The sequence below is a fragment of the Agrococcus baldri genome, from assembly GCA_900114805.1.
GTDB classification, from domain to species: Bacteria; Actinomycetota; Actinomycetes; order Actinomycetales; family Microbacteriaceae; genus Agrococcus; species Agrococcus baldri.
The window spans coordinates 242,850-265,936 of the sequence record FOZN01000002.1 but is presented as its reverse complement, the minus strand read 5'-3'; the positions used below and the strand labels follow the sequence as shown (position 1 = coordinate 265,936).

Here is a 23,087-nt window from a genome sequence, read left to right as displayed (position 1 = left end):
GCGATGATGACCCGCACGATCGAGACGCCACCGGGCGAGCGGCGCGCGCAGCGCGCACGAGCCGGGGTGGCGTCGTTGGTGATCGCGGTCATGGGGATGCTCGGCACGAGCATCGCGCTCTACCCAGCGGGAGCCGGCTGGTTCTCGCAGCTCGAGCAGTCGTTCCAGGTCGAGGACTACAGCGAGGTGATGACCGAGCTCGGCCCAGTCGGGCGTGAAGAGGAGCTCGCGTCGGCCCGCGCCTACAACGCGACCCTGAGCGGCGGCGCGCTGATCGACCCCTACGGCGGGACGCCGCTCGCCGACCAGCAGGCGATCGTGCGCGCGTACCAGGAGCAGCTCGATCTGGGACCTGCTGACGTGATGGCTCGCATCCGCATCCCCTCCATCGCGGTCGACCTGCCGATCTACCACGGCACCGACGAGGCCACGCTACGGCGCGGCGTCGGCCACCTGCTCGGCTCGGCGATGCCGGTCGGGGGCGACGGCAACCACACCGTGCTCACCGCGCACCGGGGCCTGCCCGAGGCCGTGCTGTTCAGCGATCTCGACAAGGTCGAGACCGGCGATGTCTTCGAGCTCGAGGTCTACGGCGAGGTGCTCGTCTATCGGGTGCGCGAGGTGCAGGTGATCGAGCCGGGCAACACCGATCTGCTGCTGCCGGAATCCGGCGGCGACCTCGTGAGCCTCGTCACCTGCACGCCGCTGGGCATCAACAGCCACCGCATCATCGTCACGGGTGAGCGCATCGCCACCCCCGCCGCCGACACCGCCGCAGCCGAGGAGCTTGTGATGCCCGAGGTCCCTGGCGCGCCCTGGTGGTCGGTGCTGCTCGCTGGCGGCTGGGCCCTGTCGGTCGGCTACCGCAGCCTCGTCACGCCCCGGCTGCCCACGCCGCGCCGCTGAGCGCGCGGCCTCGACGCATCCGCCGTCAAAGTGCGGCGGGCAACAGCCGCCAAGGCTCAGACGTCGGCGTGCGGCTCGTCGAGCTCGGAGACGACCGGCTTCGGGTCGACCAGGTCCTGCACGCTCTCGAGCATCTCGTCGGGGCGGAAGGGGTAGGTCTCAACGAGCGCCGGGTTCGAGATGCCGGTCATCACGAGCACCGTGTGCAGGCCCGCCTCCATGCCGGCGATGATGTCGGTGTCCATGCGGTCGCCGATCATGCCGGTTACCTCGCTGTGCGCACCGATCTTGTTGAGCGCCGAGCGGAACATCATCGGGTTCGGCTTGCCGACGATGTAGGGCACGCGACCGGTCGCCTTCGTGATGAGCGCGTTGATCGCGCCGGTGGCCGGCAGGATGCCGTCGGCGCTCGGGCCCGTCGCATCGGGGTTGGTGGAGATGAAGCGGGCGCCGGCGGCGATCAGGCGGATGGCCTTCGTGATCGCCTCGAACGAGTAGGAGCGGGTCTCGCCGATCACCACGAAGTCGGGATCGGTGTCGGTCATGGTGAACCCGATCTCGTGCAGCGCGGTGATGATGCCCGCCTCACCGATCACGTAGGCCGAGCCGCCGGGCGCCTGGTCGCGCAGGAAGTCCGCGGTGGCGAGCGCGCTCGTCCAGATGCGCTCCTCGGGCACATGGAGGCCGGATGCGCGCAGTCGCGCCGCGAGGTCGCGGGGCGTGAAGATCGAGTTGTTCGTGAGCACCAGGAACTCGGTGCCGGCGTCCTTCCACTGCTGCAGCAGCTCCTTGGCGCCGGGGAGCGGGCGGTCCTCGTGTACCAGGACGCCGTCCATGTCGGTCAGCCAGCATTCGATGTCAGCGCGCGTGCGGTTGGGCATGAGGCCAGGCTACGCGTGGCGGATGTCCGTCGCGTCAGCGGGCCGACATTCCGATCTTGAGCAAGTCTCAAGCAAGTTTGAGGAAACCTCTAGTCGAACACTGTTTCATGTCGTTCGGTTTTGAATCTCTGGCGGAGCCTTGAGCCTCCACTGTGCACTCCGCCCTTCCGTCCTGAGGTTCGCTCAATACGTTCGTAGACGAAGCGATCAGCACCGGAGACCACCGACGGCCCGCCCTCGAAGCGCCCAGCGCGATCGCCCCACTCACGACTCTCCAGGGATGGAACCTCATTGGTCACGCACACCTCTGCACGCTGCCGGCGCTCGTTGCGAGCGACGGCAGTGCTTGGTGCTGTTGTGGTTGCGCTGAGCCTTCCCTACCTTCACGCGGTGCCGACGGCCCTCGCATCGATCGCCGACGCTGCAGAGGCTGAGGCGAGCTCGACCCCCGAACCGACCGCGACAGATTCCGCGGCTGATTCCGTGGCGGCAGAGACGCCGGAACCTACGGCGCCCGCAGAACACACTGCCCCACCTGTGCCGGCGGTCGCTCCTACGCAGACGCCAGCGCAGTCGCCGTCTGCAGAGCCGACCTCGCTGCCGTCGCCTCCGACGGCAGCTGCACCCGCCCCGACCGTCGGCACTTTGGCTGTCAACTCCGCCGAAACCGGCGTAGACCCGCCCTACCTGCATTGGCGAGTGTCGCCGACACAGGCAGGAACGACATTCGAGATCGAGCAGCAGATCGTCGAACGGCGGTGGATCATCATCTGGCCGAGGTGGGTTGAGCAAGGCTGGACCAGCACAACGACGATCACCGACTGCGTTGTTGCGGGCCAGTGCTCGCCCACGGGTGATCTCGATCCGGATCCCGGTGAGTTTCAGGTGGCGTATGTGGGATCCGCCAATCGTGTCCAGGCGGATACGAGCAACCGGCGGCACGAGTACCGGGTGCGGCCCGTGGGCGAGCCGGCCGGAACGTTTTGGGAGAGCACCGAGTGGAGGTACTCCCGATACGGAGACCGCCCCAACGGCATCGGTGACCTCGAGACGTTCCACCTCGGCACCTACCCGGCGGCCTCATGCGTTTCGGGGACAATCTATGCCCTGTCGTCCGCTGGAGTGGTGACTCAGATCAGCCGGCCGTCCGGTCACGGGGACGCGGTGCTATCGCGATTCGACACGATCCCGCAGGTCTCTGGCGGAGGCGGCCTGAATGCCCTGGGCATCGGCCCCGGCGGCACGTCGATGTTCGTGGCTGAGCGCACCGGTAACGCCTACGGCGTACAAGCGATCCACACCTACAGCGTGGCCAGCGGCTGGCAGCGGGTCACGTTCTCGGCCGTTGCCTCGGGCACGGTGGTAGTCGGTGGTGCGACGAACCTGATGGATGGTCGCTACTACTTCGGTGGATACCGTCAGGTCGGCAACTCCACGTTCTTCGACGTTTGGGTGTTCGACCCTCAGAGCAACGCCCGCCCGGTACTGCGAGGAACCGTCTCGGTCCCCCTGAACGCCACCAGCAATGGTGACATCGCGTTCGACGCCGCGGGCAACCTGTTCATGCTGCAGAACCAGCAGTCCACTGCGACCACGCGGATATACACGATTCCAGCCAGCATTCTCACGGCTGGCGACGCAATGGTCGCACAGACCGTCTCTTCGTTTACCGGCATCCGAGATGTCAACGGGTTCGCTTTCGAAGCGGATGGGCACAGCTATCTCAGCAACGGGACTGACGTCCGCATCTACGACCCCTCAAGTGGGTTGCAGCCGGGAGCAGTCACAACCGAGCTTTCGGGCACGGTCGACCTAGCGGGATGTCTATCCCCGGTGACGCTCACGGTCCGGAAGGACGTCGTCTCGCGCTTCGCCAGTTCCGACCAATTCACCCTGACCGTTGCGCGCGGCAGCACGACGCTCGGAAGCGTCAGAACGACTGGCAACCAGTCGGGCGTTCAGCAAGAGCAGGTCGGTCCGATCACGGTGGCGAGCGGCCAGGCGTACTCCATCCGCGAGTCCGTTTTGGCTAACGGCGACAGGTACAGCTCGACGTACACCTGTGTCGATGAGCGAGGCACGGTCATCGCGTCAGGCGAGGGAAGATTCGACACCATCACAATGCCGCCACGCGGTGGTGCCAGCGTCGTTTGCACGTTCCGGAATGCGCCTTTGATCGCTGGCGTCGTTGTGCGCAAGATTGTCGAGGACACCTCAGGTGTTCAGCGCCCCGACGATGGCTGGATCCTTGCTGCGGCGAGCACTGCCACTGCCGGAACTGTCACAGCCAGTCCGGTCGCTGGTCAGGTATCGGACGCAAACGGCGAGGTTTCGTGGGTACTGAACTTCGGAAGCGCGAGCGCACGTGCCCTTGTCGCGATCTCAGAGGTGCAGCAGCCAGGCTTCGAATTTGCCTCCGGCTCCTGCGTTGTCACGACTGCTGCTGGCGTCACCAACACGGTCACGCTCAACGCCGCTCAAGGCACCCAAGATGACGTCGTCGCCGGAATAGCTCCGGGTTGGAGCGTTGAGTGCGAGATTACCAACCGTGTGCTGCCGACGACGCTCGCACTGGTGAAGTCGATCTCGTTCGGCGATTCGACGCTCGCATCCGCCTGGCAACTGTCTGCCATCGCCGTCGACGGCGCGGCCGCGCTGCCGGGGCCTTCTGGATCGTCGGGCGTCAGTGCGCCGATTAGCCCAGGCGCCACCTACGAGCTCGCTGAAGATGCTGGCCTCGCCACCTACATCGCGGATCCGACAATTGGTTGGTTTTGTGAGACGACTAACGGAACAAGAATCGAGGTAGTCAACGACCGAGTCGTTGTGCCGACAGCTGGTCTGAACGTCGTCTGCACTGTCACGAACACGACAGCCCGACTTTCGCTACTGAAGCTCGTCGAAAATGACCTCGGCGGTGGCTTGGACGCCAGCGCGTTCGAATTGTCCGCCACACCGTTTGCGCTCGCGGCCGGCACGCTACCGGTGCTAGCCGACATCCCCGGCAGCGCCAGTGTGTCACGTGACAACACGATGTATGTACGCCCCGGTCACCGCTACACCCTCACGGAGGACATGGGCGACTACGCCTACCTCGGTACCGAACTGCAACGGTGGGATGGTGAGCCGGCTCAGGTCGACCATGCGAGTCCCCACTGGACGACGGTCGATGAGGTGGTGACCGTCGAAGCCGGCGATCACGCGATCTATCGCTTCGTCAACCGCCCGGCACCCGCGCTCGCACTTCCCCTCACCGGCGGCATCGGCGCCGACACTTATCTCTTCGGCGGCGCAGGCGTGCTCCTGCTCGGTCTGCTCACCGCCGCAGTTCTCTTCGCGCAAACGAGGATCCGTTCCAGTCGCAAAGGCAGCTGACATGAACTCCACCAGACCCCAGTCCACCTATCTCTCTGCACCACTCATTCAGGAAGGAACTGCCGCCATGGCATCCACCAAGAAGAGCCTGACGGCGCGTGTCGCCATCAGTTTCGGAGCCGTCGCACTCGCCACGGCCACCGCCCTCGGCGGGGCCCTGCCCGCCTCTGCCGCAACACCGCCGAACGTCGACACTGCGATGCAAGACCAGGCTGAGTTGACAATCCACAAGTTTGCGGAGCCGGTCGTGCCGCTTGCGACGGAGTCAAACGGCTTGCCGGCCGCGGCAGGTGTCCTCGACGGACTCACCGCACTCGACAACGTCGTGTTCACGGCGACGTTGGTTCCCGGCACCGACCTGACGACTGCTGCAGGCTGGGCTCTCGCGGACACCATCGCCGAGCAGGACGATCCCGTTGCCTATGCAGATGGACTCGTCGATTCCCTTCCCGCAACCCGTTCGGGCATGACGGTCGACGGCCAGATCCACTGGAAAGGCCTGCGGCTCGGTGTGTACCTGGTGGAAGAGGCAACATCGCTCACCGATAACATCACTCGCGCGTCCGAGCCGTTCCTGGTCTCCTTGCCGATGGCGAATCCCAACGACGACACGTGGCTGTACTCCGTACACGTCTACCCGAAGAACTCGGTCGCAGCGATCACAAAGGATGTCGACGAAACCGGCGCGCACGAGCTCGGTGAAACGGTGAGGTGGACGATCGATGTCAGCGTGCCCGAGATGCCTTCCGGCGAGATGATCTCGACCTTCATCGTGACCGACCAACTCGACTCCCGACTGAGGTACCAGAGCGCGACGCCGCGCGCCACGGAGATGGTTGCCGGTGTCGTCACCGACGTGGCGTTGGCCTCCAGCCACTTCAAGACGACCCACGCAGACGGTCTCGTCACTGTGGAGTTCACTGAAGCTGGCCGCGGTGTTCTGTCTGGGCTCAACGAGGGGCACGTCTACGTCGACGTTGTCACCGCCGTCACGCGTCTCGAGGCCGACGCGCCTGATCAGCACGGCATCATCGAGAACGTTGGCTCGGTTCGGATCGATGACGCTGTCATCGCGTCCGACCCCGTCGAGACTCGCTGGGGCATCCTCACCATTCACAAGGCGGAGACCGACAATTCGGGGTCGGCGCTCGAGGGTGCCGTGTTCGAGCTCTACACGGTCAACCCCGCATTGGCGGAGAACGCAGCTGCTGCTCCGATTGAGACCCTCACGACCGGTGCAGCTGGCAACATCATGTTCCCAGGCCTTCTCGAGGGCACCTACTGGGTGAAGGAGACGGTCGCGCCGCTCGGCTACCAACTTCCGGTCGACCCCGTCACCGAGGTTTCTGTTGTCGCTGGTAATGCGGCCGGTGTCACGGTGATCGTCGAGAACACCAAGGTCCCGGCCTATGAGCTGCCCATCACGGGTGGCACCGGCCAGGCCGCGTTCATGATCGGCGGCTTCGGTCTGCTCGCGGGCGCGCTGGGCTTCATGCTCGTGCGTCGCCGCAAGGCGAAGGCTGACGCCTAAGCCGCATCAAGACCGCCCCGCGGCAGAGGCTCATCCCTCCTCTGCCGCGGGGCTTCCCCTTCCACGGCCAGCACGCAGGAGACACCGTGAGCACTCTCGTCGCACCAGCACCGGAACGCCCGGTCGCTGCACCGACCGCGCGCACTCGCCGCCGCCGCGGCACCGGCTCATCGCTTGTTGTCGCGCTGATGGTGACGCTCGGCGTCAGCGTGCTGCTCTACCCCGCGGCCGCCGGATGGTTCAGCCAGCTCGAGCAGTCGCAGCGCGTCGACGACTACGCCGAGGTGATGACAGAGCTCGGGCCCGAGGGGCGCGAGCAGGAGCTCGCCGACGCCCACGCCTACAACGACACCCTCACCGGCGGCGCCCTCATCGACCCCTACGGCCAGACGCCGCTCAGCGACCAGCGGGCGATCGTCGCCGCCTACGAGCAGCAGCTCGACCTCGGCCCCGCCGACGTGATGGCGCGCATCCGCATCCCCTCCATCGCCGTCGACCTGCCGATCTACCACGGCACCGACGAGGCCACGTTGCGCAAGGGCATCGGCCACCTGCTGGGCTCAGCGCTGCCGGTCGGCGGCGCCGGTACCCACAGCGTGCTCACCGGCCACCGGGGCCTGCCTGAGTCGGTGCTCTTCAGCGACCTCGACCGGGTGGCCGTCGGCGACGCCTTCGAGCTCGACGTCTACGGCGAGGTGCTCACCTATGAGGTGCGCGACGTGCAGGTCATCGAGCCGGGCGACACCGACATCCTCACCCCCGCATCCGGCCGCGACCTCGTCAGCCTCGTCACCTGCACGCCGCTGGGCATCAACAGCCACCGCATCATCGTCACCGGCGAGCGCATTCCGACCCCGGCCGCGGAAGCTGCCGAGGTCGCGATGCCCGACATCCCGGGCCCGCCGTGGTGGGCGGTCGGTCTCGCCTGCGGCTTCGCCTTCGCCGCCGCCTATCGATCGCTCACCACACGCCCGGCACAGCAGCCGCGCCTCCCTTCGGTGCGCGTCTCGACCGGCGGCAACCTGATCGTCTGACGCCTACCCTGGAGTCGTGCAGCCAAAGCCCGACGAACCGCAGCTCGAGGTCGGCGTCGGGCCGTGGCAGGGCGAGTGGCCGGCCGACGAGCGCTACGACCCCGAGCTGCTCGAGCACGGCGACCGCCGCAACGTCGTCGACGGCTACCGGTACTGGCGCCTGGAGGCGATCGTCGCCGACCTCGACACCCGCCGCCACGCCTTCCACGTCGCGATCGAGAACTGGCAGCACGACCTCAACATCGGCTCGATCGTGCGCACCGCCAACGCCTTCGCCGCCGCGGCAGTGCACGTCATCGGCAAGCGCCGCTGGAACCGCCGCGGCGCCATGGTCACCGACCGCTACCAGCACGTCGTGCACCACGAGACGACGGATGCGTTCCGCACCTGGGCGCGCGAGGCCGGCCTGGTCGTCGTGGCCGTCGACAACACCGCCGGCAGCGTGCCCGTCGACGCGGCCCCGCTGCCCGAGGCCTGCGTGCTGCTGTTCGGGCAGGAGGGGCCGGGGCTGACCGACGAGGCGATCGCTGCCGCCGATGCGCACGTGGCGATCCGGCAGTTCGGCTCGACCCGCTCGATCAACGCGGCCGCGGCCGCCGCGATCGTGATGCACGAGTGGGTGCGCGAGTGGGCGCTCTGACCGGAGCCCCTTTCGGTCTCCGTGCGCCCAGCTCGCCGAGGCCCGTCCCGGGTCGAGATCGACGTCAGCCGATGAGGCTCGGCTGCAGGTCGCGCAGCGTGCGGTGATCCATCATGCGCGCTACCCCCGCGATCGCCGCCAGCACGCCGATGCCTAGGAAGCCTGCGAGCACGAGCGCGTCGTTCGCCGCGATCGACGCCTGCCCGCCGTACATGGCCTGGCGGATGCCGTCCACGGCGTAGCTCATCGGCAGCAGGTGGTGGAGGGCCGCGAGCGGCGCCGGCAGCGTCTGCCACGGGAAGGTGCCGCCAGCGGTCACCAGCTGCAGCACCATGAGCACCAGCCCCAGGAACTGCCCGACTGAACCCAGCCAGACGTTGAGCGCGACGATGATGGCGGCGAAGGTCACCACCGTGAGCATCATCAGCCCGACGGTGGCCCATGGCCAGGCGATGTCGAACCGCAGCCACAGGGCGATGAGCCCGAACAGCGCCGCCATCTGCGCGACGCCCAGCAGCGCGGGCGTGAGCCAGGCGGCGAGGCCGACCCGCACGGGCGAGCGGAGCGCCGTGATCGCGCGCCGTGACAGCGGCTTGATGATGAGCATCAGCGCGTACATGCCAATCCATGCCGCGAGGCTCAGGAAGAACGGGGCGAGCCCGGCGCCGTAGGTGCCGGCGGAGGTCACCGCATCGGCGTCCGTCGTGACCGGGTCGGCGATCGTCGAGGCCTGGTCGGAGCGCAGCGCCGGTGTCGAGGCGGGCACCTGCGCGACACCGTCGGCCAGGCCGTCGCGCAGCTGCGCAGCCCCGGAACGCAGCTCGTCGACGCCGTCCCGCAGCGCTGCGGCCCCATCGCCGAGCTGGCCGAGACCCGCGACCAGGCGGGTCGCGCCGTCGTCCAATGCGAGCGCGCCATCGTGCGCGGCGGCGGTGCCGTCCGCCAGCCGAGATGCGCCGGAGGATGCCTGCGCGATCCCGTCGGTGAGCGCCGGGGTCGCCGCGGCGAGCTGCGCGGCTCCGTCGGCCAGCTGCGAGCTGCCGCTCGCCAGCTGCTGCAGCTGCGCGTTCGCCTCCTGCACGCGCGCATCGCCGGCGACGATGTCGGCGCCGAGCGCATCGAGCGGCTCGAGCGCGGCCGCGAGCTGCGCCTCGTCGAGGCCAGCGGCGGTGAGCTGCGCGAGGATCTGTGCTCGGGCATCCGGGACATCGCCCGCCAGGCCACCGGTGACGCCCGCGACCCGGTCGCCGAGGGTCGCCACCTGCGCGTTGCCGTCGGCGACCCGCCGCGCTCCATCGGCGAGCTGCTGCGCCTGGGCGGGGAGGTTCGCGGTGCGCTGCTGCAGCGTGCCCAGGCCGTCGGCGAGCTGCGCGGCACCGCTCTGCAGCTGCGTCGTGCCATCCACGAGCGATGCTGTGCCCGACTGCAGCTGCGTCGCGCCGTCCGACGCGGTGGAGGTGCCGGTCGTGAGCTGCGTCGCACCGTCGAGCGCGCTCGTCAGACCATCGGCGAGCTGCCCGGCACCGCCCTCGGCGTCGAGCAGGCCGTCGCGCAGATCGCTGATGGCCAGCAGCATGCGCCCGGCCGCCTCCTCGCCCACGGCCGCCACCACGCTCTGGCGGAACTTCGCGGTCGCCTGCGTGCCGATCGTCGATGCCAGATAGCTGTTCGCGTCGTTCGTCGTGAGCGTGACCGTGGCCCGATGCGGGTCGTCACCCGAGACGCTCTGCAGGTCTGCCGAGAAGGTCGCAGGCAGCGTCAGCGAGAAGTCGAAGGTTCCGTCGGCGACGCCGGCCGCGGCCTCGGCGGCGCTCACCCGATGCCAGTCGAAGGTGGCCTCCGCGATCACGCGGTCGGCCACCTCATCGCCCTGGTTCTCGCCGTCGAACCCGGCATCCTCGACCACCAGGGCGGCCGGCAGCTCATCGAGGTGCGCGTAGGGGTCCTGGTTGGCCCACAGGTAGACGCCGCCGTAGAGCAGCGGCACGATGGCGAGCGCCAGCAGCGCGAGCCTGGCCATCGGCGTCGACACCAGGCGCCGCAGCTCCGCCGCGATGAGCTGGGGGATCTTCACGCGTTGGACTCCTCGTCGTTCGTGAGCGCCGCATCCGCAGCGCTGCCCGCGATCGCCAGCACGGCGTAACCGCGCTCGGCCAGCCGCTGGGCGATCGCCCACCACTGACCGGGCTGCCCGCCGTGCCGGTCTGGACTGACGATCACGATCGCCTCGACGTCGTCGCGCAGGGTGGCGAGCTCGGCCAGCACCCGCACGCGCACGGTGGGGGAGACGTCGGCGATGGGGATCGCCAGGTGCTCGGCGACGCCGAGCTGCTCGGCCCAGCGCCGCACCTGCAGCGGAGTGCCGGGGATGCCGGCGTAGAGCAGCTCCTCGGCGATCGCGCCGCCCAGCGAGACGTTCGGGTCGGGGTCGGAGACGCCCGGCGCATCGACGAGTGCGGTGCGGCGGCGGATCTCGCGCCGTGCGCGGTCGTCGCCGTCGAGCAGCACCCGGCCGGTGTCCGCCTGCATGCGACCGGCGGCGATCAGCCCCAGCACGGTCGGGCGCTGCTCGGTCTCGCAGACGGCGCGCGTGACCTCGCCCGAGGCGAAGGCGCAGCTGGTGGTCGGCAGGGCGATGCCCTTGCCCTTGCTGATGCTCTGGAGCTCGATGCGCATGACGGGGTCCCTCCTTACTGGAGCGGCGGTGCGGATGCTGGGGTCGCGAATGCAACGGAGTCGATGCTAATCTGAACTGACTGGTCAGTACAACTATGTGTGCGGTCGGTCGCCGATCCTGGAGGTGTGCAGTGGCAAGGCCCAACCTGAGTCGCGCCAAGGTGCTCGACGCGGCAGCGGAGCTCGCCGCCAGCGGTGGCGTCAGCGCCACCACGGTCGACGACATCGCGGCCGCCGCGGGCGTCGCCAAGGGCAGCGTCTACTACTCCTTCGCCTCCAAGGAGCAGCTGTTCGAGACGCTCATCGAGGAGTCGGTCACGCGCCTGGCCGAACGGCTCGGTGAGTCGGTGGCGGAGGCTCTGCCCGGCGAGGGGCGCCCGGCCGCCCGAGCGCTGGCCCGGGCGTTCCTGCACGCGGTCGAGGAGCGGCCGCTGCGCACGAAGGTGGTCTTCGCCGAGCTGCTGCGCACCGACCGTCCCTGGAGCGAGACGCTCGGGGGCCATCGCACGACGGTGCTCAGCCGCATCTCGGATGCGCTGCGGCGCGACGGCTCACCGGCGTCGCCGCTGCACGCCTCCGCGTTCTTCGGCGCCCTGGTGATGGTCGCATTCGAACGGCTCGCGTTCGAGCCCGGCCTGACGGTCGAGGCGGCGGTCGACGCGGTGGTCGGGTAGCAGCGGCGCACGCCGCCGCCCGCGCGTGCCGCCGCTACGCAGGCAGCGGCTCTGCGCGCTGCGGTTCTGGCTGGCAGCGCGGGCACCACTGCACCTGCCGCAGCGCGCCGTCCTCGAGCGCGAGCATCGCATCCTCGATGCGGGTGCCGCAGCGCCGGCACGGCTGGCCGCCGCGGCCGTACACCCAGGTGCGCCGGCCGCGGCGGGTGTCGCCGGTGAAGGTGCGCTCGGTGCGGTCGCGGTTGGCGACCATGAGGCGCCGAGCGAGCGCGACGAGCGGCTCGATGGCGACCTCGCCGATGGGCGTCGTCGGGTGCGCGCCGCGCAGGAAGCACAGCTCGCCCCGGTACACATTGCCGAGGCCGGCGACCGCGCGCTGATCGAGCAGCGCCACACCGACCGGCGCACCCGTGGCGCGCAGCCGGGCGGCCGCTTCCGCTGCCAACGCCTCATCCCACGCGGGATCGAGCAGGTCGGGGCCGAGGTGCGCGACGGCGTCGAGGTCGTGCGCGCGCGGCAGCAGCTCGAGCACCGGCAGGCTCGAGCCGACGATCTCGTGGGCGGCGGTCGCGAGCACCGCGCGGATGGTGTGCGCGGGCACGGGCGCGCGCCGGCCGGACTCGAGCACATGCCACAGGCCGTCCATGCCGGCGTGCGAGTGGATCGTCCAGTGCTCGCCCCGCATGAGCAGGTGCTTGCCGACGCTGCGCACCTCGTCGATGCGCTCGCCCGCGAGGTCGGCCGTGGCGAGCGCCGGGATCCGGAAGTCGCTGCGCACCAGCCGCTGGCCCGCCATCGCCGCGCCCAGCCGCACGGCCGCGCGGTAGATGGTGTCGCCCTCGGGCATCAGGGACCCATCCGGAAGCCGCGCGGCGTGCGGTAGAGCCCCGCCTGCTCGAGCAGCGGCGCCAGCGCCGAGTCGAGTGAGCCGTGGTCGTCGATGTGCTCGATCGCGCGGCGGCGGCCGCCCATGCGCGCGACCGCGTCGGCGAGGCTCTCGAGCGCCCGCACGAGCGTCGCCGGGTCGTCGTCGAAGGTCAGCAGCGAGCGCCCGCCCCGCTCGAGGTGCAGCACGGCGCGGCCGGCTGCGATGGTCGTCAGCGCGCCGACGCGGCGCGTGGGGCGGTGGCCCCCGCGTCCATCCGGCCAGGGCAGCGCGGCGCCGAAGGGATTGGCGGGGTCGACGGCCGAGACCGTCGCGACCGCGTCGGAGGGGCCGCTGGACTGCCGCGCGCGCAGGGCGTCGACGACCGGGGTGTCGGCGAACTGCGCCGCGCCGAGCGCGTCGACGAAGTAGCCGCGGCGCGTGTGGCCGGCCTCCTCGAACGCCTTCAGCACCTGGTAGACGCCGTGGAAGCCGCCCGGCACGTCCTCGGCGACCACGCTCCCGCGGGTGACGACGCCGTAGCGCGCGAGCAGCGCATCCGCCGTCTGCGCCGCCCGCTCGGTCGGCGATCCCGCCGGCGCGGAGGCGAGCAGCCAGCGGCCGCCGAGCGTCGGCAGGGCGTCGGCGCGCGACGGCCGCGCGAGCCCGATGCGGCGGCGGTTCGCGGGCGCCGATCGGCGGCTCGGGGCAGGGACGCTGCGGGCGCGCACCCCGACCAGGTGGGCGCGCATCGGGGCGATCGTGTCGTTCGTGACGCGGCCCGCCCAGATGAGCGGCCACAGCACCTCCGACAGGTGGGCGAGATCGAGCGCCGTCGCGTCGCTCAGCTGCCGGGCGAACAGGGCGCCGCCGTCGGCGAGCGCCTGCAGCACCGCGGCCGCGTCGGGGTCGTCATGGTCGAGGTCGCGACGCTGCTCGACGGTGTCGGCGCCGCGCAGCACGATGCGGCCGTCGCGGCCCGAGAGGGCGCCGGCGCCGGCCCAGGTCACCAGGCCGCTCGCGGTCAGCTCGTCGAGCATGCCCTGCCGGTAGCCGCGCACGCGCGCGGGCAGGATGAGCGTCTCGAGCGCGCTGAGCGGCAGCGGCACCCCGTCGAGCCGGTCGAGCGCCTCCAACAGGGCGTCGGGGCCGGTCAAGGGTCGGAGGACGTGCTGGTGCGCGAGCAGCTGGTCGGCGAAGACCGCGTGATCGACCGGCTCGACGTCGCTGCGCAGCGCCTGCAGGCTGCGGCGCTTGAGGCGCGAGAGCACCTGCGCGTCGATCCACTCCTCGCCCGTGCCGTGCGCGCGGTAGGCGCCCGGCGTGACGCGGCCCTGCGCGGCGAGCGCCCGCAGCGCGGAGCGCGCGACCGCGGGCGGCAGCGTCAGTGCGGCCGAGAGCTCCTCGATCGTGAAGGGGCCATGGGTGCGCGCGTAGCGGGAGACCACGTCGCCGATCGGGTCGGCGACCGGCTCCAGGAACGCGGATGGCACACCGGCCGGCGGCGGCACGCCGAGCGCGTCGCGCAGCCGCCCGACATCCTCGATCGCCGCGAGTCGCTCGGCGTCGCCCATGCGCACCCGCACCGCCCGTCGGGCGACGACGAGCTCGTCGGCGATCGCGGCGGCGCCGGCGAGGGTGAGGTGCGCGGCCGGCTCGGCCGACGCATCCGCGCTGGATGTGTCCGACGCGTCTGCGGCGGATGTGTCCGACGCGTCCGCGGTGGGCCCCTCCGGCGCATGCGAGGCGGGCGTCTGCGGCGCGCCGGTGCGCTCGAGCCGGACGGCGAGCTCGTCGACGGTGAGCGGGCCCAGCAGCCGCAGCAGATCGGCGGCGCCCTCGATGCCGCGCGCGCGCCGGTCGGGCGCGAGCCGCTGCAGCTCGAGCTCCGTGCGCTCGAGCACCGCCGGGTCGAGCAGCTCGCGCAGCGCCGTCGAGCCGAGCACCTCGGCCAGCAGCGCCGGATCGAGGGTGAGCGCGGCGGCTCGGCGCTCGGCCAGCGGCGCGTCGCCCTCGTAGAGGAACTGCCCGACGTAGCCGAACAGCAGGTGATGGGCGAAGGGGGAGGGGCTGGGCGTATCGACCTCGACCACACGGATGTCGCCGTGCTGCAGCCGCTCGGCGATGGAACGCAGCGCCGGCAGGTCGTAGACGTCCTGCAGCACCTCGCGCAGCGCCTCGAGCACGATCGGGAAGTCGGGGTAGCGCTTGGCGACGTCGAGCAGCTGCGCCGCCCGCTGCCGCTGCTGCCACAGCGGCGCCCGCCGGGCGGGGTCGCGCTTGGGCAGCAGCAGGGCGCGCGCGGCGCACTCGCGGAAGCGGCTCGCGAACAGCGCCGTGCCGCCCGCCTCCGTCTCGACGAGGGCGACCAGCTCGTCGGGCTCGAAGCGGATGAGCTCCGCCCCGGGCGGCTCGGCGTCGGAGTCGGGGATGCGGATGACGATGCCGTCGTCGGAGGCCATCGCCGCGGCGCCCGTGTCGCGGTCCTCGCGCAGCCGGCGATCGATCGCGAGCGCCCACGGCGCGTGCACGCGGCGGCCCCACGGCGAGTGCACGATGATGCGCCAGTCGCCGAGCTCGTCGCGCGTGCGCTCGATCACGAGCTGCGCGTCGGTCGGCACCGCGCCGGTCGTCGCGAGCTGATCGCGCACGTAGGCGTCGAGGTTGCGCCGGGCGCGCTCGTCGGAGTGCGGCAGCTCGATGCCCTCACCGGCGGCGAGCGCGGCGGTCGCGCGGCCGATCGAGGCGCCCAGGTCGGCGGGCCGGCCCTCGTTGTCGCCGTGCCAGAACGGCAGCTTGCCCGGCTCGCCGAACGCGGGCACGACGAGCACCCGGTCGTGCGTGATGTCGACCACCCGCCAGCTCGTCGCGCCGAGCGCGAATACGTCGCCGGCGCGCGACTCGTAGACCATCTCCTCATCGAGCTCGCCCACGCGCGCGCCGGGCTTGCCCTCCTGCCCGGCGAGGAAGACGCCGAACAGGCCGCGGTCGGGGATCGTGCCGCCGCTCGAGACGGCGATGCGCTGCGCGCTCGGGCGGCCGGCGATCGTGCCCGCCTCCCGATCCCACACCACCCGCGGGCGCAGCTCGGCGAACTCGTCGCTCGGGTACACGCCAGAGACGAGATCGAGCGTCGCGTCGAAGGCGCTGCGCGGCAGCGTCGAGAAGGGTGCGGCGCGCCGCACGGTCTGGAACCAGTCGTCCACACCGAGCTCGTCCATCGCCGCGGCCGCGACGGTCTGCTGCGCGAGCACGTCGAGCGGGTGCCGCGGCGCGCGGATCGGCTCGAGCTCGCCGCGGGCCATCCGGTCGGCGACGACGGTCGCGTGCAGCAGGTCGGCGCGGTGCTTCGGGATGATGACGCCGCGCGAGGCGTCGCCGACGTTGTGCCCGGCGCGGCCGACGCGCTGCAGCCCGCTCGCTGTCGACGGCGGCGCCTCGACCTGCACCACCAGGTCGACCTCGCCCATGTCGATGCCGAGCTCGAGGCTCGAGGTCGCCACCACGCAGCGCAGCCGGCCCGACTTCAGCTGATCCTCGATCTCGGCGCGCTGCTCCTTCGAGACCGAGCCGTGGTGGGCGCGCGCGAGCGGCGGCGCCTCCGCGTCGGTGCCAGCGGCCTCGCGCGCCGCGGCGCGCTCAGCGAGGCGCAGGCGGATGTGCTCGGTCACGTCGCGCAGGACGACGCCGTCGCCGCTCGTGCCGGCTCCCGCATCCGTCGCCGGGCTCTTCGCCGCCGGGGCGCCCGCCGCCCGATCGGCCCCTGCCTGCTCGGCCTCGTCGAGCCGCTCGGCATCGAGCTCGTTGAGTCGTGCCGTCAGCCGCTCGGCGGCCCGGCGCGCGTTGACGAACACGATCGTCGAGCGGTGCCGGTCGATGAGCTCGAGCACCTCGCGCTCGATGTGCGGCCAGATCGAGGGCGTCTCGGGCTTCGTCGAGCCGAAGGCGCTGCCGGTCGGTGCCGCCTCGGCGGCGCGCGAGCCGCGCAGGTCGGTCATGTCGTCGACGGGCACGGTGATCGTGAGCTCGATGCGCTTCTCGCTCGGCGGCGCGACCACCGTCACCGGCGCCGAACCACCGAGGAAGGCCGCCACCTCGTCGATCGGGTTGACCGTCGCCGAGAGGCCGATGCGCTGCGCCGGCTGCGGCAGCTGGGCGTCGAGCCGCTCGAGGCTCAGCGCCAGGTGCGAGCCGCGCTTGGTCGGCACCACCGCGTGCACCTCGTCGACGATGACGGTCTCCACCGTGCGCAGGGTCTCGCGCGCGCGGCTGGTGAGCAGCAGGAACAGCGACTCGGGCGTCGTGATGAGGACGTCGGGCGGATGCTTCGCCTGCTGCCGCCGCTCCTCCTGGGGAGTGTCGCCCGTGCGCAGGCCGATGCGCACCGGCGGCACCTCGGCGCCATCGGCGCGGCTGCGCGCGGCGATGCCGGCGAGCGGTGCGCGCAGGTTGCGATCGACGTCGACGGCGAGCGCCTTGAGGGGCGAGACGTAGAGCACGCGCACGCCCGGCTCGCGCTCGGCGTGCGGCGCCGCGTCCTCGCGATGCAGCCGGTCGATCGCCCAGAGGAACGCCGCGAGCGTCTTGCCGGAGCCCGTCGGCGCGACCACGAGCGTGTGGTCGCCGCGCGCGATCGCGGTCCACGCCTGCTCCTGCGCGGGGGTCGGAGCGGCGAACGCGCCCGCGAACCACGCACGGGTGGCGGGGGAGAACAGCTCGAGCGCGTCGGCCATCCGCTCAGTACAGCACAGCGCGCTGGGGCGCTGCCGGGCGCTCGGCCGATGGCTCGCCGGCGGGAGCGGCGGCGGCCCGTCGCGCGTCGGGGGTCAGTCCGTGCCGAGGTCCATCGCGGCGCGGTCGATCCACTTCTCGACCGCCTCGGGGTCCTCGTCGGTCGAGGCCATGATCTCCTCGGCCCGGCCCGCCTCGAGCGCGCCCAGCAGCTTCGCCGTCTCGCCCTGCACGAGCCCGGCGGCCGCGTAGCCCTCCAGGCGCGAGCGCGAGTCGGCGATGTCGAGGTTGCGCATCGTCAGCTGCCCGATGCGGTCCTCGGGCCCGAACGCGGCGTCGCCGACGCGCTCCATCGAGAGCTTGTCGGGGTGGTACGAGAAGCCCTCGCCGCGGGTGTCGACGATCGTGTAGTCCTCGCCGCGGCGCAGCCGCAGCACGACTTCGCCGGTGACCGACGAGCCCACCCAGCGCTGGATGGATTCCCGCAGCATGAGCGACTGCGGGTCGAGCCAGCGGCCCTCGTACATGAGGCGCCCCAGGCGGCGGCCCTGCTCGTGGTAGGTCGCGATGGTGTCCTCGTTGTGGATGGCGTTCAGCAGCCGCTCGTAGGCGATGTGCAGCAGCGCCATGCCCGGGGCCTCGTAGATGCCGCGGCTCTTGGCCTCGATGATGCGGTTCTCGATCTGGTCGCTCATGCCCAGGCCGTGACGGCCGCCGATGGTGTTGGCCTCCATGACCAGCGCCACCGCATCCGGGAACTCGACGCCGTTGATCGCCACCGGGCGGCCGGCCTCGAAGCGGATCGCGACGTCTTCGGTCGCGATGGCCACCGACTCGTCCCAGAACTTCACGCCCATGATGGGCTCGACGACCTCCAACGACTCGTCCAGGTGCTCGAGCGTCTTCGCCTCGTGCGTCGCGCCCCAGATGTTGGCGTCGGTCGAGTAGGCCTTCTCGGTGGCGTCGCGGTAGGGGTAGCCGTGCTCGACGAGCCACTCCGACATCTCCTTGCGGCCACCCAGCTCGGTGACGAACTGCGCGTCGAGCCACGGCTTGTAGATGCGCAGGCCCGGATTGGCCATCAGGCCGTAGCGGTAGAACCGCTCGATGTCATTGCCCTTGTAGGTCGAGCCGTCGCCCCAGATCTCGACATGGTCCTCCTTCATGGCGCGCACCAGCAGCATGCCGGTGACGGCACGGCCCAGCGGCGTGGTGTTGAAGTAGGTGCGGCCGCCGGAGCGGATGTGGAAGGCGCCGGTGGCGAGCGCGACCAGGCCCTCCTCGACCAGCGCGTCCTTCGCATCCACCAGCCTCGCGCCCTCGGCGCCGTACTCGCCGGCGCGGCCCGCGACCGCCTCGATGTCGGGCTCGTCGTACTGCCCGATGTCGGCGGTGTAGGTGAAGGGGATCGCACCGTTGTGGCGCATCCACGCGACGGCGCAGGAGGTGTCGAGACCGCCCGAGAAGGCGATGCCGACGCGCTCGCCGACGGGCAGGGAGGAGAGGACCTTGGACATGCCCTCAATCCTACGGTCGGGCGGATGCGTCGGGTTCCGCCGGCGGGTTCGGCGGATTCCCAGGACACACCCCTTGCCGGGTGCAGGGCGCCATGTCACGATTGCGTAACGGGGTACAAAGTGATGTGCCCCATTCGGCACTTCTGATCACGGTTGGGGGATGCATGCTGCAGGTGGATGAGCGCATCGAGATCGCGGCTCCGCGCGATCGGGTGTTCGAGATGTGGACCGCCGTCGGGCAGTTCCCCTCGTTCATGACGGGTGTCGACCTGGTGCATCTGGAGACCGAGGAGCGGATGCGCTGGCGCGTCTCCGTCGCGGGCGTCGACCCCGTCTTCTACGCGGTGATCACCGAGCTGGTGCCCGATAGGCGCATCGCCTGGGTGAGCGTCGACCAGACCACGATGGGCTGGTGGATCGACCTCGAGGACGCCGGGCCCGAGCGCACGTGCATGACCGTGCGCGCGATCTGGTCGCCGCGCGGCTCCACCACGTGCGCCACGACCGCGCACGAGCTCGACGAGCGCACCATCCGCTGCGACCTGCAGCGGTTCCGGGCGCTCGTGGAGCGGGCGTTCGTGGAGGGGACGCTCGAAGAGGCGGCGTAGTCTGCCGCGACACCGACGACAGTAGGGAGCACAACCATGGCTGAACTCACCGACCGCATCGACGTCGAGGCACCGATCAGCGCCGTCTACTCGCTCTGGACCCAGTTCGAGCGGTTCCCGGAATTCATGGGCGGCGTCGAGTCCGTCACGCAGCACGGCGACGACATGCTGCACTGGGAGGTGTCCATCGCAGGCATCGAGCGCGAGTTCGACGCGAAGATCACCGAGCAGCACATGGATGAGCGCGTCGCGTGGCAGAGCGTCGACGGCGAGACGCACGCCGGCGTCGTCACGTTCCACCGCATCGATGACGCCCACACCCGCGTGATGCTGCAGATGGACTGGCAGCCGCAGGGCGCCGTCGAGAAGATCGGGCAGATGCTCGGCATCGACGACCTCCAGGTCGGCCGCGACCTGCGGAGGTTCAAGGAGCTCGCCGAGGGCACGTCCCCCGACGCGGCCGTCGACGCCGGCTGGGAGGGCGACATCGAGCGCCCCACCGACGCCTCCGGCAACTGACGCCTCGGGCGCAGGCGCCGCGCGCCCGGCCGGGCCGACGCATCCGTCATCGGATCGCGCCGCCCGACCGGGCGCGCCGGCACTCAGGGCCGGGTGACGGCCGCCGCGAACTCCGCAGCCCGCAGCCGCAGCTCGTCGATGCGCCGATCGCGCGCCGCCTCGCGGTCGTAGCCCTCGTAGGCGAGCACGGGCAGCGCCCGCACGTTCTTCGAGCACTGGAACCGCTCGCACACGAGCGTGCCGATCGTGTCGCCCTTGCGGCCGGCGGGGCCGGCCCGCTTCGCGCTGAGGAAGACGACGTCGTTCGGCAGCTGCACGTCCTGGCACCAGCTGCACTGCGCGCGGGCGCGCGGTGCAGACTCGGCCTGCTGGAACAGCACGCCGACGAGATCGCCGTCCAGCGTGGGGAGGACCGCGTAGGCGCGGCGCGGGAGCTTCTGGTCGCGCCAGCCGAGGAAGTCGAGCGATGCCCAGTCGATCTCGTCGAGGTTGTCTGGCGGGGTGATGAGCGATGTCTCCTTGCGGCTGGCGTTCACGAACGCGCCGCGGAGCTGCTGCTCGCCGATGGGGAGCATGAGGAAGGGCCTTCCGTTGCGCCGGCGCGAGGTCGCTGCCGGCGAGCTGAGTGATGGGTGGGGGAGGGGAGCAGCGCTCACCTGCCGACGACGGGGTTGCCGCCGTCGACCTCCTCACGCCCGAGGGGCATCACCGAATCACGCACCGGGCCAGCGTACGCGCCCGCGGGCGACAGCGCATCCGTCATCCCACCGGATCCGGCCATGCCCCGCGAGGCTGCGTGCGGCGAAGCACACGGCTGCGGGGCGTACGGTCGCGCTATGGGCATCCAGCACTGGAGCACGATAGAGGCACCGATCGACGAGGTCTTCGCGTGGCACGCGCGGCCGGGCGCGCTGCAGCGGATGCTGCCGCCGTGGCTGCCGGGCAGGGTGCGGCGCGAGGCGGCGTCGCTCGCCGACGGACGGGCCGAGCTCGCCCTGCCGGGCGGCCAGGTGTGGGCCGCGCAGCACGACCCGAGCGGCTACCGGGAAGGCCGCGCCTTCGTCGACGAGCGCGTCGGCGACGGGTTCGACTCCGCGGCGCTCGCGGCGGTGCGCTGGCGCCACGAGCACCGCTTCGAGCCCGTGACGCTGGTGGCCGGCGGCGAGGGCACGCGGGTGCACGACATCGTCGACGCCCCGGTCGGCTCGCAGCTGCTGCGCCCCATGTTCGTCTACCGCCACCGGCAGCTCGCCGATGACATCGCGCGCCATCACGAGCTCGCGTCGGCGCCCATGACGATCGCGATCACCGGTTCGAGCGGCCTGGTCGGCACCGCCCTGGCTGCCTTCCTCACCACCGGCGGGCACGAGGTCGTGCGCCTCGTCCGCCGCGAGGCCGAGGAGGGCGAGCGGCGCTGGGATCCGGCCGCGCCGTCGCCAGAGCTGCTGGAGGGCGTCGACGCCGTCGTGCACCTGGCCGGCGCCTCGATCTTCGGCCGCTTCGACGACCAGCACCGCCACCGCATCCGCTCCAGCCGCATCGGGCCCACCGCCCGGCTCGCCGAGCTCGCGGCCGCCAGCGGCGTGCGGGCCTTCGTCAGCGCATCCGCCATCGGCCGCTACGGCGCCGATCGCGGCGATGCGCTGCTCACGGAGGGCAGCGGTGCCGGCGCCGGCTTCCTCGCGGAGGTCGTCGAGGAGTGGGAGGCGGAGACCAGCGCGGCAGCCGACGCCGGCGTGCGCGCGGTGCAGGTGCGCACAGGCTTGGTGCAGGCGGCCCGCGGCGGCATGCTGCAGGTGCTGCGGCCCATCTATGCAGCGGGGCTCGGCGGCCCGCTCGCCGGCGGTGCGCACTGGCAGTCGTGGATCGCGCTCGACGACCTGGTCGACATCTACGCCCGCGCGCTGACCGACGATCGCCTCGAGGGACCGGGCAACGCGGTCGCGCCGGAGCCCGTGCGACAGCGGCAGTTCGCGGCCGCGCTCGCCGCGGCGCTGCATCGCCCGGCGCTGCTGCCCACGCCGTCGCTCGGCCCGCGCGTGCTGCTCGGCCACCAGGGCATGCAGGAGCTCGCGCTCGCCGACCAGCGCGTGCTGCCCGCGAAGCTCGCGGCGCTCGGCCACCGCTGGCGCCACCCGCAGCTGGAGGACGCCCTGCGGCACCAGCTCGGCCGTCAACTCGAGGCCGGCAGGCCGTGACCGCCGAGCATGCAGCGCGCGCCGCCCCGCTGGCGGGCGTGCGCGTGGTCACGATCGCGGTGAACCTCCCCGGCCCGGTCGCGGCCGCACGGCTCGTGTCCCTCGGCGCAGCGGTGACCTCGGTGCTGCCGCCCGCCGGCGACCCGCTGCAGGGCGCAGCGCCGAGCTACTTCGACGCGCTGCACGTCCGCCAGCGCCTGCTCACGCTGGATCTCCGGCAGGATGCCGGCCGGCGGGAGCTCGAGGCGCTGCTCGCCGACGCGGACGTGCTGCTGACCTCGCATCGCGCTCGCACGCTCGCGAAGCTCGGGCTCGCCTTCGCAGACGTCAGCGCGCGGCACGCGCACCTCTGCCAGGTCGACATCGTCGGCCACGGCGCCGGCGACGCCGACGTTCCCGGGCACGACCTCACCTACCAGGCGGCGACGGGCCTCCTCGACCCGCAGCGCATGCCGGTCGCGCCCTACGCCGATCTCGCCGCTGCCGAGCAGGCGTCGACGGCGGTGCTCGCGACCCTGCTCGCCCGCAGCCGCGACGGCGCCGGGGCCCGCATCGAGGTCGCGATCGCCGCCGCGGCCGAGCAGCTGGCGATGCCGCTCCAGCACGGGCTCACCGGCGCGCACGGGCCGCTGGGCGGTGCGCATCCGCTCTACGCCGTGTACCCGGCATCGGAGGGGCACGTCGCGCTCGCTGCGCTCGAGCCGCACTTCAGCGCCCGCCTGGTGCAGCTGCTCGAGCTCGAGGACGTCGCCGCCGACCCGCCCCGCCTCGGGCGCGCGCTCGCCGAGTCCTTCTGCACCAGGACCGCCGAGGCGTGGGAGGCGTGGGCGCGAGCCCACGACCTGCCGCTCGCCGCGGTGCGGACCAGCCGAGCGGCCGCAGAGCGCTGATCGCGTGCCGCACGGCCCGGCAGCGGGCGGCCCGGCGGTCCG

17 protein-coding genes are annotated in these 23,087 nt (G+C 71.6%); 10 read left to right on the top strand and 7 right to left on the bottom strand.

The annotated features are described in order from the left end of the window. Positions 1-6 precede the first annotated feature (6 nt). Positions 7-906: a class C sortase gene (locus BM288_RS05400; protein ID WP_177220263.1), complete on the top strand. Its 900-nt coding sequence runs from the start codon at positions 7-9 to the stop codon at positions 904-906. A 56-nt stretch (positions 907-962) separates the two neighbouring features. Here BM288_RS05400 and BM288_RS05395 read toward each other — a convergent pair whose 3' ends face one another. Then, positions 963-1,787: an HAD-IIA family hydrolase gene (locus tag BM288_RS05395; RefSeq protein WP_092916703.1), complete on the bottom strand. Its 825-nt coding sequence runs from the start codon at positions 1,785-1,787 to the stop codon at positions 963-965. Between the two features lie 645 nt (positions 1,788-2,432). On the opposite strand from BM288_RS05395, the gene BM288_RS05390 reads away from it, so the two are divergent. The 4 genes from BM288_RS05390 to BM288_RS05375 all read left to right on the top strand — a co-directional run bounded on the left by BM288_RS05390 (position 2,433) and on the right by BM288_RS05375 (position 8,367). Next, the gene (locus tag BM288_RS05390) at positions 2,433-5,162 is read left to right on the top strand and encodes a prealbumin-like fold domain-containing protein (protein WP_143103030.1); all 2,730 of its coding nucleotides are present in this window, start codon (positions 2,433-2,435) and stop codon (positions 5,160-5,162) included. A 67-nt stretch (positions 5,163-5,229) separates the two neighbouring features. After that, on the top strand, positions 5,230-6,693 hold the full coding sequence (locus tag BM288_RS05385; protein WP_177220262.1) for a SpaH/EbpB family LPXTG-anchored major pilin: 1,464 nt from the start codon (positions 5,230-5,232) through the stop codon (positions 6,691-6,693). 86 nt (positions 6,694-6,779) lie between these two features. Beyond that, positions 6,780-7,727, top strand: coding sequence for a class C sortase (locus BM288_RS05380; RefSeq protein WP_143103029.1), 948 nt, complete (start codon positions 6,780-6,782; stop codon positions 7,725-7,727). Between the two features lie 16 nt (positions 7,728-7,743). After that, the gene (locus tag BM288_RS05375; RefSeq protein WP_092916695.1) at positions 7,744-8,367 is read left to right on the top strand and encodes a TrmH family RNA methyltransferase; all 624 of its coding nucleotides are present in this window, start codon (positions 7,744-7,746) and stop codon (positions 8,365-8,367) included. A gap of 64 nt (positions 8,368-8,431) precedes the next feature. Here BM288_RS05375 and BM288_RS05370 read toward each other — a convergent pair whose 3' ends face one another. After that, positions 8,432-10,441, bottom strand: a complete 2,010-nt coding sequence (locus tag BM288_RS05370) for a YhgE/Pip domain-containing protein (protein WP_092916693.1) — start codon at positions 10,439-10,441, stop codon at positions 8,432-8,434. Continuing rightward, on the bottom strand, positions 10,438-11,043 hold the full coding sequence (locus BM288_RS05365) for a hypothetical protein (protein WP_092916691.1): 606 nt from the start codon (positions 11,041-11,043) through the stop codon (positions 10,438-10,440). The genes BM288_RS05370 and BM288_RS05365 overlap by 4 nt, the downstream gene beginning before the upstream one ends. A gap of 131 nt (positions 11,044-11,174) precedes the next feature. On the opposite strand from BM288_RS05365, the gene BM288_RS05360 reads away from it, so the two are divergent. Continuing rightward, positions 11,175-11,717, top strand: a complete 543-nt coding sequence (locus BM288_RS05360) for a TetR/AcrR family transcriptional regulator (protein WP_177220261.1) — start codon at positions 11,175-11,177, stop codon at positions 11,715-11,717. 34 nt (positions 11,718-11,751) lie between these two features. Here BM288_RS05360 and BM288_RS05355 read toward each other — a convergent pair whose 3' ends face one another. The 3 genes from BM288_RS05355 to argG all read right to left on the bottom strand — a co-directional run bounded on the left by BM288_RS05355 (position 11,752) and on the right by argG (position 18,830). Further along, complete coding sequence (locus tag BM288_RS05355) at positions 11,752-12,564, bottom strand: DNA-formamidopyrimidine glycosylase family protein (RefSeq protein ID WP_092916687.1); 813 nt, start codon at positions 12,562-12,564, stop codon at positions 11,752-11,754. After that, positions 12,564-17,315, bottom strand: a complete 4,752-nt coding sequence (locus BM288_RS05350; RefSeq protein WP_092916685.1) for a DEAD/DEAH box helicase — start codon at positions 17,313-17,315, stop codon at positions 12,564-12,566. The genes BM288_RS05355 and BM288_RS05350 overlap by 1 nt, the downstream gene beginning before the upstream one ends. A gap of 93 nt (positions 17,316-17,408) precedes the next feature. Then, positions 17,409-18,830, bottom strand: a complete 1,422-nt coding sequence (gene argG / locus BM288_RS05345; protein WP_092916683.1) for an argininosuccinate synthase — start codon at positions 18,828-18,830, stop codon at positions 17,409-17,411. 164 nt (positions 18,831-18,994) lie between these two features. Here argG and BM288_RS05340 point away from each other — a divergent pair, with 164 nt between their 5' ends. Together BM288_RS05340 and BM288_RS05335 are read left to right on the top strand one after the other, a co-directional pair. Further along, entirely contained in the window at positions 18,995-19,438 is a 444-nt protein-coding gene (locus tag BM288_RS05340; RefSeq protein WP_177220260.1) for an SRPBCC family protein, read from the top strand. Between the two features lie 36 nt (positions 19,439-19,474). Continuing rightward, positions 19,475-19,957: an SRPBCC family protein gene (locus BM288_RS05335; RefSeq protein WP_092916679.1), complete on the top strand. Its 483-nt coding sequence runs from the start codon at positions 19,475-19,477 to the stop codon at positions 19,955-19,957. Between the two features lie 83 nt (positions 19,958-20,040). On the opposite strand, the gene BM288_RS05330 is transcribed toward BM288_RS05335, so the two are convergent. After that, positions 20,041-20,532 carry an FBP domain-containing protein gene (locus BM288_RS05330; protein ID WP_092916677.1) on the bottom strand — a complete coding sequence of 164 codons (492 nt, stop codon included), beginning with the start codon at positions 20,530-20,532 and terminating at the stop codon, positions 20,041-20,043. 261 nt (positions 20,533-20,793) lie between these two features. Between BM288_RS05330 and BM288_RS05325 the strand changes: the two genes are divergently transcribed. Together BM288_RS05325 and BM288_RS05320 are read left to right on the top strand one after the other, a co-directional pair. Next, positions 20,794-22,155, top strand: coding sequence for a TIGR01777 family oxidoreductase (locus BM288_RS05325; RefSeq protein WP_092916675.1), 1,362 nt, complete (start codon positions 20,794-20,796; stop codon positions 22,153-22,155). Beyond that, positions 22,152-23,045 (top strand): CoA transferase, encoded by an 894-nt coding sequence (locus BM288_RS05320; protein WP_092916673.1) that lies wholly within the window; start codon positions 22,152-22,154, stop codon positions 23,043-23,045. The genes BM288_RS05325 and BM288_RS05320 overlap by 4 nt, the downstream gene beginning before the upstream one ends. The last annotated feature ends 42 nt before the right edge of the window (positions 23,046-23,087 follow it).